This window comes from Amycolatopsis granulosa (genome assembly GCF_011758745.1).
Classification (GTDB): Bacteria; Actinomycetota; Actinomycetes; order Mycobacteriales; family Pseudonocardiaceae; genus Amycolatopsis_E; species Amycolatopsis_E granulosa.
The window spans coordinates 2,800,898-2,813,169 of record NZ_JAANOV010000001.1 but is presented as its reverse complement, the minus strand read 5'-3'; the positions used below and the strand labels follow the sequence as shown (position 1 = coordinate 2,813,169).

Sequence of the window (12,272 nt, the reverse complement as noted above, 5' to 3'; positions counted from 1 at the left end):
ACGCAATGTTTATCAGGTTGATGAGCAAAGAACAGCGATTGCTTGTCCCTGAATCGAGCCATACCGTTGATTCCATGACGACCCGGGTACCGACCACCCGCCGCTACCTCATGTGCCCGCCGCGGTACTTCGCGGTCGACTACGCCATCAACCCCTGGATGGACCCGGCGCAGCCGGTCAGCACCGAACGGGCGATGCGGCAGTGGCGGGAGCTGCGCGACACCTACCGCCGCCTCGGCCACACCGTCGAGGAGATCGAGCCGCAGCCGGGCCTGCCGGACATGGTGTTCGCCGCCAACTCCGGCACCGTCGTCGACGGGCGCGTGCTGGGCGCGAAGTTCCGCGCTCCGCAGCGCGCCGCCGAGGCCGCCCACTTCCGCCGCTGGTTCGCCGAGCACGGCTACCGCGACATCGTCATGCCCTCCTATGTCAACGAGGCCGAGGGCGATTTCGCCTGGACCGGTCGCCTGCTGCTGGCCGGCACCGGCTTCCGCACCGACCCGGCCGCGCACGCCGAGGCGCAGGAGGTGCTCGGCGTGCCGGTGCTGTCGTTGCGCCTGACCGATCCGCGCTACTACCACCTGGACACCGCGCTGTTCGTGCTCAGCGAGGCCACCGACACCACGCCGGCGCAGATCGCGTACTACCCGGAAGCGTTCTCCGCCGGGTCGCGCCGCGTCCTGGCGCGCCTGTTCCCGGACGCCGTGCTCGCCACCGCGGCCGACGCCGAGTGCTTCGGCCTCAACGGGGTGTCCGACGGCCGCAACGTCGTCCTGCCGCGGGAGGCCACCGGCCTGGGTGAGCGGCTCGTCGCGCGCGGCTACGAACCGGTGTTCGTGGACATCTCCGAACTCCGCAAGGCCGGTGGCGGCCCGAAGTGCTGCACGCTGGAGATCCGCAAGTAGTTCCCGCGTCTCATTTCGAGCTCGGCGCCGGGAATGTGCCCGGGATTTGTAACAGCTCCGCGGTGTCTCCCGAATCAGGGGCATGACCTCCTGCCGGCTCTGCGGTTCCACCCACCTGGCCAGCGTCGTCGACCTCGGCGCAACGCCGCCGTGCGAGAAGTTCCTGACCGCGCAACAGCTCGACGAGTCGGAAAATACCTTTCCCTTGCACCTGCGGGTCTGCACGGATTGCTGGCTCGCGCAGATTCCGCCGTTGATCACGCCGGAGGAAACATTCACCGAATACGCGTATTTCTCGTCGTATTCGCGGTCCTGGGTGGACCACGCGGGGAAGTTCGTCGCCGGTGCGGTGGACCGGCTGGGCCTGGACGGCGACTCGTTCGTCGTCGAGGTCGCGAGCAACGACGGGTACCTGCTCAAGCACGTTGTGGCACAAGGGATCCGGTGTCTCGGCGTGGAGCCGTCGGTGAACGTCGGCCAGGCCGCGCGCGCGGCCGGCGTGCCCACGCTCACCGCGTTCCTCGGCCCGGAAACGGGCGCACGGGTGCGCGACGAGCACGGCCCGGCGGATCTGGTGGTGGCCAACAACGTCTACGCGCACATCCCGGACGTCACCGGCTTCACGAAGGGCCTGCGGTCGCTGACCGCCGACGACGGCTGGGTCTCGATCGAGGTGCAGCACCTGCTCACGCTGATCGAGAAGACCCAGTACGACACGATCTACCACGAGCACTTCCAGTACTACACGGTCGCTTCCGCACAACGCGCCCTCGCTTCCGGTGGACTGTCGCTTGTGGACGTGGAGCTGCTGCCGACGCACGGCGGCTCGATCCGGTTGTGGGCGCGGCCGGTGGAGGCCGCGGGGGAACCGAGCCGGCGCGTGCTCGACGTGCTGGCCCGGGAAAAGGCCGCCGGGCTGCACGAGCTGTCCGGCTACACCGAGTTCGCCGCCCGGGTGGCGAGGGTGCGCCGGGACCTGCTGCGGTTCCTCGTCGACGCGGCCGACGACGGCGCGACCGTGGCCGGGTACGGGGCGCCGGGCAAGGGCAACACCCTGCTCAACCACTGCGGCATCCGGCCGGACCTGCTCGCCTACACCGTCGACCGCAACCCGTACAAGCACGGCCGGTACACGCCCGGCACGCGCATTCCCATCCTGCCGCCGGACCGCATCGCCACGGACCGGCCCGACTACGTCCTCGTCCTGCCCTGGAACCTCCGGGACGAACTGGTCCGGCAACTGTCCTACGTCGGGGAGTGGGGCGGGCGGCTGGTCTTCCCCATACCCCACCTGGAAATCGTCGAGGTGAACCCATCGTGAAGGTCGTCCTGTTCTGCGGCGGGTACGGAATGCGGATGCGCGGCGGCACCGCCTCCGACGTGCCCAAGCCGATGGCCATGGTCGGTCCCCGGCCACTGATCTGGCACGTCATGCGCTACTACGCGCACTTCGGGCACACCGAGTTCATCCTCTGCCTCGGCTACGGTGCCCACCACATCAAGGACTTCTTCCTCAACTACTCCGAGACCACGTCCAACGACTTCGTGCTGCGGGGCGGCCGGGCGGAACTGTTGTCCACCGACATCGCGGACTGGACGATCTCGTTCGTGCAGACCGGCATCGAATCGCCGATCGGGGAACGGCTGCGCCGGGTGCGCGAGCACCTCGACGGTGACGCGATGTTCCTCGCCAACTACGCCGACGTGCTCACCGACGCCCCGCTGCCGGCGATGATCGAGCGGTTCGCCGCCACCGACGCGGGCGCGTCGATGATGGTCGTACCACCGCAGTCGTCGTTCCACTGCGTGGAGATGGACGAGGGCGGCCTGGTCGGCTCGATCACCGCGGTGAGCGAGATGCCGCTGTGGGAGAACGGCGGGTACTTCGTGTTGCGCCAGGAGGTGTTCGACCACATCCCGCCCGGCGGTGACCTGGTCGCCGACGGGTGCGCCGAACTCGCCAAGCGCGGCCGCCTGCTGGCCTACCCCTACCGCGGGTTCTGGAAGCCGACGGACACCGTCAAGGAACGCTTCGCCCTGGACGAGGGCTACACGCGCGGGGTGCGCCCGTGGGCGCTGTGGGAGAAGGACCGAGTGCCGGCGTGATCGGACTGACTGCCGGACGCATCCAGCGGATCGTCGTGCTCGGCGCGCACTGCGACGACATCGCGATCGGCGCGGGCGGCACCCTGCTCACCCTCGCCCGTCCCGGGCTGCGGGTGGACGCCCTGGTCTCCTCCGGCGGCGGCACGGAGCGCGAGGAGGAGGAACGGTCCGCGCTCGCCGCGTTCTGCCCGGGCGCGGACCTCGACGTGACGGTGCTGAAGACGCCGGACGGGCGGCTGCCCGCGCACTGGGACGAGGTGAAGAACGCGCTGGAGGACCTGCGGTCCCGCACCGATCCGGACCTGATCCTCGCGCCCCGCACCGGCGACGCGCACCAGGACCACCGCGGCCTGGCGGAACTCGTGCCGACCGCGTTCCGCGGCCACCTCACCCTCGGCTACGAGATCGTGAAATGGGACGGCGACCTCACGACGCCCACCGCGTACGTGCCGCTGCGGGACGAACTCGCCGGGAAAAAAGTGGAACTGCTGCAACGGCACTACGCCTCGCAGCGACATCGTCCTTGGTACGACCGGGAAGCGTTCCTCGGGCTGGCCCGCATCCGCGGCATCGAATGCCAGGCGCGGTACGCGGAGGGCTTCCACGTGCAGAAGATGCGTCTCCACCTGGAGGGCTGAGCGATGCGTGTGCTGCTGACCGGGCACAAGGGCTACCTGGGCACGGTGATGGCGCCGGTGCTCACCGCCGCCGGTCACGAGGTGACCGGGCTCGACTCCGGTTTGTTCGACGACTGCGTGCTCGGCCCGGCGCCGCAGGACCCGCCCGGGCACCGGACCGACCTGCGGGACGTCACGCCCGCGCAGGTGTCCGATGTGGATGCGGTGATCCACCTGGCCGCGCTGTCGAACGATCCGCTGGGTGCGCTCGCGCCCGAGCTGACCTACGAGATCAACCACCGGGCGGCGGTCCGGCTGGCCCGGCTGGCGAAGGACGCGGGGGTGTCGCGGTTCCTGTACGCGTCCACATGCTCGGTCTACGGCGCCTCCGGCGGCGCGGACCTGGTGACCGAGGACGCGCCGCTGCGGCCGGTGACCCCCTACGCGGAGTCGAAGGTGCTGGTCGAGGACGACCTGCACGCGATGGCCGACGACGGCTTCTCGCCGGTCTACCTGCGCAACGCGACCGCGTTCGGGTTCTCCCCGCGGCTGCGCGCGGACATCGTGCTGAACAACCTGGTCGGGCACGCGTGCCTGTCCGGGGAAGTGCTGGTGCTCTCCGACGGCACGCCGTGGCGGCCGCTCGTGCACGCGCAGGACATCGCGCGGGCCTTCGCCGCCGCGCTGGTCGCGCCCCGGGAAGCGGTGCACGACCAGGCGTTCAACATCGGCACGGAACGCAACAACGTGACCGTGGCCGAGATCGCCGGGCAGGTCGTGGAGGCCGTGCCCGGTTCCCGGTTGCGGATCACCGGTGAGGCCGGGGCCGATCCGCGGTCCTACCGGGTCGACTTCTCCCGGTTCCGCGCGGCGGTCCCCGGCTTCACCTGCGAGTGGCTGGTCAAGGACGGCGCGGTCGAGCTGGTCGAGGCGTACCAGCGGTACGGGCTGACGCGCCGCGCGTTCGAGCAGCGCTTCACCCGGCTGGCCCGGCTCCGGCAGCACCGCGAGGACGGCCTGGTCGACGACTCCCTGCGGTTCACCTGATGCGGACCGGCGCCGGGATGCACGCGCTGGTGGAGCGATTTGCCGGCGGGGTGCGGACATGGCGGTGACGGACCGGACCGGACGGCACCGCCGGGTGCGCGACTCGCCGCTGCGCGCGATGGCCGGCCGGATCACCTGGGGCCTCGGCGATCAAGCGGTGTCCAGTGTCAGCAACTTCTTCGTCGGCGTCTACGTCGCCCGCTCGCTCGGCGCGGCGGCCTTCGGCGTGTTCACGCTCGCCTGGGTCACCTACGGCGTGGTGCTGGGCTTCTCGCGCGGGCTCGCGACCGATCCGCTGTCCGTGCGGTTCAGCGGCGTCTCGACCGGCTTGTGGCGCGGCGCGGTGGCCCGGTCCAGTGGCACCGCGCTGCTCGTCGGTGCCGCCACCGGGGTGGTGAGCGCGCTCGCCGGGCTGGTGATCGGCGGGACCGTGGGTGCCGCGTTCATCGCGCTCGGCGTCGTGCTGCCGGGACTGATGCTGCAGGACAGCTGGCGGTTCGCGTTCTTCGCCGCCGGGCAGGGCCGCAAGGCGTTCGTCAACGACATGGTGTGGAACGTGGCCCTGGTGCCGGCGCTGCTGCTGGCGATGCCGCACGGCAGCGTGGTCGCGTTCCTGCTCGCGTGGGGCCTGTCCGCCGCGGTCGCCGGGGCCTACGGCTACTGGCAGACGCGGATGACCCCGGCCTGGGGCGGGACGGGCAGCTGGATCCGCGAGCACCGCGACCTCGGCAGCCGGTTCCTCGCGGAGAACGTGCTGGTGGCCGGGTCCGGGCAGCTGCGCATGTACGGGCTGGGCGCGATCGCCGGGCTGGCCGACGTCGGCGCGGTCCGCGGATCCCAGCTGCTGCTCGGGCCGTTCATGGCCGTCCTCATCGGACTGTCGCTGGTCACCGTGTCCGAGGCGGCGCGGGTGGTGCGGGAACGGCCGCACCGGCTGCGGCTGTTCGCGCTGCTGCTCGGCGGCGGTCAGGCAGCCGCGGCGATGGTGTGGGGCCTCGCGCTGATCGTGCTGCTGCCCGAATCCGCCGGCCGCTGCCTGCTGGGCGACGTGTGGCCCTCGGCCGCCGCGCTGATCCTGCCCGCCACGCTCGCCGTCGCCGCCGCGAGCTTCACCACCGGTTCGTCGTCGGCGTTGCGAGCGCTCGGCGCCGCGGGCCGCGGACTGCGCGCCGAGGTCGTCACGTTCGCGGGCTACGTCGGCGGCGGGCTGGCCGGGGCCGCGATGGGCGGCGCCGTCGGATCCAGCTGGGGCACCGCCGCCGGCAGTGCGCTGGGCGCGGCGGCCCGGTGGCTCGAACTGGAGTTCTGCCTCCGCGAATCCGCTCCCACCTCCGAGGAAATGAGGACCGCATGACCGGCACCCCCAGGCTGAGCATCGGACTGCCCGTCCACAACGGCGAGGAGTACCTGGCCGAATCCCTCGAGGCGCTGCTCGGTCAGACCTACGAGAACTTCGAGCTCATCCTCGCCGACAACGCCTCGACCGACGGCACCGCGGACATCTGCCGCCGGTACGCGCGGCAGGACCGGCGCATCCGGTTCCTCCCGCTGCCCCGCAACATCGGGGCCGCGCCCAACCACAACCTCGTCTTCCGCGAGGCGCGCGGCGAGCTGTTCAAGTGGGCCTCCCACGACGACCTGTACGGGCGCGACCTGTTGCGGCGCTGCGTCGAGGCGCTCGACGAGCACCCGGAGATGGTGCTCGCGCACGCCGGCACGGCCATCATCGACGGCGCCGGTGGCGTGACCGCGCCGTTCGAGTACCGGCTCGCCACCGACTCGCCGCATCCGCCGACCCGGTTCCGGGCGCTGCTGTTCGCCGACGGCGGCGACGACTTCTACGGCGTGATCCGCGCGTCGGCGCTGCGGCGGGTGAAGCCGCACGACAGCTACCACCACGCCGACCGCACCTTCGTCGCCGACATCGCCCTGCAGGGACCGTTCTTCCAGGTCCCGGAGCTGCTGTACTTCCGGCGCGACCACCCGGACCGCGCCGAGCGGGCCAACCCGACCATCCGGTCCCGCTGCGCCAACCTCGACCCCCGACGCGCCGACCCGCTGCGGCACCCGGCCGCCCGCCTGCTCGGCGGGTACGTGTGGGGCTGGATCCGCATCGTCCAGCGCGCGCCGATCACCCCGGCCGAGCGCCGCGAGTGCTACCGCCACCTGGGCGAGTGGCTGGGCCGCCGCGCGCTGCGGCGGGAACCGTCCGAGGAGTTCGCGCACGTCGACAACGACCTGGACGTGGTCGTCGACGCGGTGGTGGCGGGGCGCGGGGGCCGGTGATGCGGATCGGCGTCTTCGGCCTGCTGGGACAGGGAAACCTCGGCAACGACGGATCCCTGGCGGCCCTGCTGGAATTCCTGCGCCGGGAACACCCGGACGCGGCCGTGGACGCGCTGTGCGGCGGTCCCGCCGAGATCCGCGCGCGGTTCGGCATCCCCGCCGTGCGCCTGCACTGGTTCCGCACGGAATCACCGGCCGCCAAGGTGTTCGGCAAGCTCGCCGACCCGCTGTGGATCGGACGATGGGTCCGCCGGCACGACGTGGTGATCGTGCCCGGCATGGGGGTGCTGGAGGCCACGCTTCCGTTGCGGCCGTGGGGGTTTCCCTATTCGCTGCTGCTGCTCGGGCTGACCGCGCGGCTGACCGGGACGAAGGTCGCGCTCGTCGCGGCCGGCGCCGAGTACGTGCGCCGGCCCGCCACGCGCTGGGTGATCACGCGTGCGGCGCGGCTCGCGCACCACCGCTCCTACCGGGACGAACACTCGCGGCGGGCCATGGCGCGGATGGGCGTCGACGTGCGCGGCGACGCCGTCCACCCCGACCTCGCGTTCGGCCTGCCCGATCCGCAGCCGCGGCCGTCGGCCGGTGCGGTCGGGGTGGGGGTCATGGCGTACTCCGGCGGCAACGACGACCGCGCGCGAGCGGCGGACATCCACCGCGCCTACCTGGCCACCGTGACCCGGTTCGTGCGCCTGCTCGCCGCGGAGGGCCGTCCCGTCCGGCTGTTCACCGGCGACACCGCCGACGAGGAGATCGCCCGCCGGATCGCGGCCGCCGTGCCCGGGGTCACCGCCGAGCCGGTCACCTCGCTGGCCGACCTGATGCAGCGGATGGCCGAGGTCGACGTCGTCGTCGCCACCCGCTACCACAACGTGCTGTGCGCGCTGAAGACCGTGCGGCCGACCGTCTCGCTCGGCTACGCGCGCAAGAACGACGTGCTCATGGACGCGATGGGGCTCGGCGAGTTCTGCCTGTCCGCGCGCGAACCGGACTTCGACCGGCTCGTCGGCCGGTTCCGCGCCGCCGAGGACCGGCGCGAGGAGCTGATCGCCGTGCTCAAGGACCGCAATCGCGCAATGTCCGAGCGGATTCGTCACCAATTCGACACACTGTCCCAATCCGTCTTGGAAGGGGGCCGGACATGAAGGCCGTTCCGGTGCCCGGCATCGCCGGGGCCTGGCTGTTCGAACCGACGCCGCACGCCGACGCGCGCGGCTTCTTCTCGCGCACCTTCGACCGGGAGGTCGTGGCGTCGGTGGGCATCGACCCGGACGGGTTCGCCCAGGACAGCCTGTCCCGGTCGGTGCGGGGCGTGATCCGCGGGATGCACCTGCGCTCCGGCGCCGGGGAGGCCAAGCTGGTCCGCTGCTCCTACGGCGAGGTGTTCGACGTGGTGGTCGACCTGCGGCCGGACTCGCCCACCTTCGGCAACAGCGAGTACTTCCAGCTCTCCGGCGACACCCAGGTCACCGTCTACGTGCCGGCGGGCTGTGCCCACGGCTTCCAGGCGCTGACCGACCCCGCCGACGTGTCCTACCGCATCGACCGGCCGCACGACCCGTCGGAGGACGTCGCGATCGCCTTCGACGACCCCGGCCTGGCGATCCCGTGGCCGCTGCCGGTGACCCTGACCTCCGACCGTGACCGGCGCGCGCCCTCGCTCGCCGAAGTTCTGAAGACCCTGAGGTGACCGTCATGGACGCGCAGCTCCTGCCCCGGTCCGCCGAAGCCAACGAGCGGCTGCACAGGCTCGTGCCCGGCGGCGCGCACACCTACGCGAAGGGCGAGGACCAGTACCCCGAGGGTTTGGCGCCGGTCATCTCGCACGGGCGGGGCGCGCACGTGTGGGATGTGGACGGCCACGAGTACATCGAGTACGGCTCCGGGCTGCGCTCGGTCAGCCTCGGGCACGCGCATCCGCGGGTGGTCGAGGCGGTGCGGCGCGAGCTGGAGCGGGGCACGAACTTCGTCCGCCCCGGCATCATCGAACTGGCCGCCGCGGAGCGGTTCCTGGCCACCGTACCGACCGCGGACATGGTCAAGTTCGCCAAGAACGGGTCGGACGCCACCACGGCCGCGGTGCGGCTGGCGCGAGCGGTCACCGGGCGCCGGGTGGCGGCGGTCTGCGGCGACCAGCCGTTCTTCTCCACCGACGACTGGTTCATCGGCACCACCGGCATGCCCGCCGGCATCCCGGGCGACATCACCGACCTGACCGTGCGCTTCCCCTACGGCGACCTGGCCGCGACTGAGGAGGTCCTGCGCCGGCACGACGTCGCCTGCCTGCTCCTGGAGGCGGCGACCGCCGTCGAACCGCCGCCCGGGTACCTCGCCGGATTGCGTGCGCTGGCCGACCGCTACGGCGTGGTGCTGATCTTCGACGAGATGATCACCGGGTTCCGCTGGTCCGAGGCGGGCGCGCAGGGCTACTACGGGGTGACGCCGGACCTGTCGACCTTCGGCAAGGCGCTCGGCAACGGGTTCGCGGTGTCCGCGCTGGCGGGCAGGCGGGAGCTGATGGAGCTGGGCGGCCTGCGCGACTCGCGCGAACGGGTGTTCCTGCTGTCCACCACGCACGGCGCGGAAACGCATTCACTGGCCGCCGCGATGGCCGTGATCGACACCTACGTGGCGGAGGGCATCACCGCGCGGCTGCACGCGCTGGGCGAGCGGCTGGCGGCCGGGGTGCGGGACGTGGCCGCGGCGATGGGCGTCGGCGACCACGTGGTCGTGCGCGGCCGCGCGAGCAACCTGGTGTTCGGCACGCTCGACGAGCAGCTGCGGCCGTCCCAGCAGTACCGGACGCTGTTCCTGCGCCAGCTGGTGGCCGGTGGCGTGCTCGGGCCGTCGTTCGTGGTCAGCAGCGCGCTCACCGAGACCGACATCGACCGGACGGTGGACGTGGTCGCGCAGGCGTGCGCCGTCTACCGCAAGGCCCTCGACGTGGAGGATCCCACGCCGTGGCTGGGCGGCCGGTCCGTCAAACCGGTGTTCCGGCCCTACGCCTGACCCGGGCGGGCGTCGGTCGCGGCCCGTCGCCAGATCCGGTCGATCAGGGTCGCGGTCGCCGGGACCACCGCCAGCGCGGTGCAGAACCCGCCGATGGCGTCGGTGGCGTAGTGCGCGCTGAGCCCGACCTGCGCCCAGCCCGCGTAGGCGCCGGTGACCAGCGCACACGCCAGCACCACCACCGGACCCGCACGCAGCCGTCCGGCCAGCGGCATCGCCAGCGCGAGCGTCACCGCGGTGACGAAGGCCGTGTGCCCGCTCGGATAGGACAGGTAGACCGTGTGGATCGTCCGGCCCGCCAGCGTCTTGCCCAGCGTGGTCACGGCGATCGTCAACCCGGGGCCGGCCAGCGCGAGCGCCAGCATCCGCCACCGGCGCAGCACCGCGAACAGCACCGCGAGCACGACGACGACCGTCACCGATCCCCGTGGTTCGCCGAGGAAGTCCACCGCGATCGCCGCGGACCAGGCCGCGCCGACCGAGCGGGTGGCGGCCGGCTGCACCCACGCGTCGAACCAGCCCGGTTCGCTGTGCCCGGCGTTGAGCACGCCCAGCAGCACGACGACCACCGCCGCCACGGCCGCGGTCAGGTGCAGCACCCGTGCCGCGGGTGCGGGCAGCAGCGGCCGGTTCCGCCGTCTCGTCGCGGGTTCCCGCACGCCGGTCATCGCGTCCGCCCGAGCAGGACCCAGTCGGCCGTCGTCTCGACCTCGGTGAAGTGCTGGGCCAGGTAGGGGCCGTAGATCTGACGCAGCGCGGTGACGGTCTCGGTGCAGCAGCCCTGGCCGTCCACGACCCGGGGGATCATCACCCACTTCGTCGTCCCGAACGCCTGCTCCGGGGTGGGGTGCGTGGACGCGTCGAAGCTGATGCCCACGTCCCACCACAGTGGACCGCCGGCGGCCGGTGGCAGGGACAGCGCGAACGAGAACGGGTTGGCCAGCGCGAGAGTCGACACGGTGTCCGCCGGCCCGGCGTGGCGGCGCAGCACCGCGATGCCGTCGTCGATCATCGCCGGTACCGCGCCTGCGGTGCGGTAGGCCGTCTGCCACCGGGCGTCGGCGGGGACCACGAAGTCCCGCAGACCCGGGCTGTCGATCCGCTGGCTCACCGGCGGGCTCGCCACGGACTCGTGCCCGCCGACGGCCCGGACCAGCGACAGCGCGTCCTTCCCGGCGATCGGGCCCACCGCGGCGGCGACCAGCACCGCCAGGCCCGCGACCCCCACCGCCCGGGGTGCTGCCGCGGGCAGGACCGGGACGAGCAGGAGCGGGATCACCACGAGCGCGGGCAGGTCGCCGTGCTCGGCGGTGTTCGCCGAGGCGACCAGCACACTGGACACCCAGACGAACCCGGCCGCGACCGCGACCCCGGCGAGCGGGCGCGCGGGCAGTCCCCGGCGGCGCGCCCGCACGGCCAGCGCTCCGACGACCGACACGGCGAGCAGCAGCACCGGTGCGGTGTAGGCCGCGCTGGTCAGCAGCATGCCGAGCCGCTGCCCGCCCTGCGACGCACCGGCGTGCACGAGGTCGGCGAGGTAGCCGGTGAGCCGGATGCCGAACGCCAGCCGCATCACGGCCACCACGCCGAGGAACGCGGTGAGCGCCGCGGCGCCGAGCCGGACACCGCGCGGCAGGGTGCCCAGGACCAGGCCGGCCACGACCGCGACCACGCCGGCCGCGAAGAAGTTGGCCTTGGCGAAGAACATCAGGCCCAGCAGCAGACCGAGCACGAGCCCGTCGGTGACCGCCCGCCGCGCGGTCAGCGGCCCGCGGGGCCGGATCAGCACCAGCAGCAGGAGGGTGGAGTAGAGCACCCAGCCGTAGCGGTTGTAGAGCATCGCGTACGTCGTGATCCACGGCGAGAACCCGAGCGGCCGGGCGGCGAGCACCAGCAGTGCGGTGAAGACCGTGAACCCGGCCGCGGCCGCCGCGGGCAGCCGGCGGCGTGCGACGAACCACGCGAGTGGCGCGGCGATCGCGAGGAAGAGGAGCCCGGCGTAGACGACCGCGCTCAGCGACGGCACCGCCTGCATCCGCATCCCGACGCTGACCAGGCCGTACACCAGCGGCCCGATCGGGTTGGCGAAGTCGGTGCCCGGCACCTGGCCCTCGGTGATCCGGTAGCCGCCGTCGAGCAGGATGAACACGTCCCACGGCGCGGACATCGGCGCCGGCCCGGCCCACCACCACAGCCCGGCCAGCCCCAGGACGGCCGCGAGGGTGCCTGCCGGCCACAGCCGGTGCCCGCGGACCTCGGGTGCCGCGGCGACGGGCGGGGCGGTGGCCGGTTTCGTCACGCG

Annotated in this window: 12 protein-coding genes; 10 read left to right on the top strand and 2 right to left on the bottom strand. The window is 72.5% G+C overall.

Features of this window, described 5'->3' with window-relative positions; translation table 11 throughout:
* Positions 1–20: 20 nt before the first annotated feature.
* The 10 genes from ddaH to FHX45_RS13530 all read left to right on the top strand — a co-directional run bounded on the left by ddaH (position 21) and on the right by FHX45_RS13530 (position 9,970).
* Positions 21–905, top strand: coding sequence for a dimethylargininase (gene ddaH, locus FHX45_RS13575; RefSeq protein WP_341771448.1), 885 nt, complete (start codon positions 21–23; stop codon positions 903–905).
* Between the two features lie 82 nt (positions 906–987).
* Entirely contained in the window at positions 988–2,226 is a 1,239-nt protein-coding gene (locus FHX45_RS13570) for a class I SAM-dependent methyltransferase (RefSeq protein WP_167100860.1), read from the top strand.
* Complete coding sequence (locus FHX45_RS13565) at positions 2,223–3,011, top strand: sugar phosphate nucleotidyltransferase (RefSeq protein WP_167100858.1); 789 nt, start codon at positions 2,223–2,225, stop codon at positions 3,009–3,011. Before FHX45_RS13570 ends, FHX45_RS13565 begins: the two co-directional genes overlap by 4 nt.
* A complete protein-coding gene (locus FHX45_RS13560) occupies positions 3,008–3,649 on the top strand; it encodes a PIG-L family deacetylase (protein ID WP_167100856.1) in 642 nt (213 codons plus the stop codon). The genes FHX45_RS13565 and FHX45_RS13560 overlap by 4 nt, the downstream gene beginning before the upstream one ends.
* A 3-nt stretch (positions 3,650–3,652) precedes the next feature.
* Positions 3,653–4,675, top strand: coding sequence for an NAD-dependent epimerase/dehydratase family protein (locus FHX45_RS13555; protein ID WP_167100853.1), 1,023 nt, complete (start codon positions 3,653–3,655; stop codon positions 4,673–4,675).
* A gap of 58 nt (positions 4,676–4,733) precedes the next feature.
* Positions 4,734–6,029, top strand: coding sequence for an MATE family efflux transporter (locus FHX45_RS13550; RefSeq protein ID WP_167100851.1), 1,296 nt, complete (start codon positions 4,734–4,736; stop codon positions 6,027–6,029).
* On the top strand, positions 6,026–6,961 hold the full coding sequence (locus tag FHX45_RS13545) for a glycosyltransferase family 2 protein (RefSeq protein ID WP_167100848.1): 936 nt from the start codon (positions 6,026–6,028) through the stop codon (positions 6,959–6,961). Before FHX45_RS13550 ends, FHX45_RS13545 begins: the two co-directional genes overlap by 4 nt.
* Positions 6,961–8,106, top strand: a complete 1,146-nt coding sequence (locus tag FHX45_RS13540) for a polysaccharide pyruvyl transferase family protein (protein WP_167100845.1) — start codon at positions 6,961–6,963, stop codon at positions 8,104–8,106. The genes FHX45_RS13545 and FHX45_RS13540 overlap by 1 nt, the downstream gene beginning before the upstream one ends.
* Positions 8,103–8,651 carry a dTDP-4-dehydrorhamnose 3,5-epimerase family protein gene (locus FHX45_RS13535; RefSeq protein WP_167100843.1) on the top strand — a complete coding sequence of 183 codons (549 nt, stop codon included), beginning with the start codon at positions 8,103–8,105 and terminating at the stop codon, positions 8,649–8,651. Before FHX45_RS13540 ends, FHX45_RS13535 begins: the two co-directional genes overlap by 4 nt.
* Positions 8,652–8,656: 5 nt before the next feature.
* The gene (locus tag FHX45_RS13530) at positions 8,657–9,970 is read left to right on the top strand and encodes a glutamate-1-semialdehyde 2,1-aminomutase (RefSeq protein WP_167100840.1); all 1,314 of its coding nucleotides are present in this window, start codon (positions 8,657–8,659) and stop codon (positions 9,968–9,970) included.
* On the opposite strand, the gene FHX45_RS13525 is transcribed toward FHX45_RS13530, so the two are convergent.
* On the bottom strand, positions 9,961–10,638 hold the full coding sequence (locus FHX45_RS13525; RefSeq protein ID WP_167100838.1) for a phosphatase PAP2 family protein: 678 nt from the start codon (positions 10,636–10,638) through the stop codon (positions 9,961–9,963). The two genes, FHX45_RS13530 and FHX45_RS13525, sit on opposite strands and share 10 nt — an antisense overlap.
* Entirely contained in the window at positions 10,635–12,269 is a 1,635-nt protein-coding gene (locus tag FHX45_RS13520; RefSeq protein ID WP_167100835.1) for a hypothetical protein, read from the bottom strand. Before FHX45_RS13520 ends, FHX45_RS13525 begins: the two co-directional genes overlap by 4 nt.
* Between the last annotated feature and the right edge of the window lie 3 nt (positions 12,270–12,272).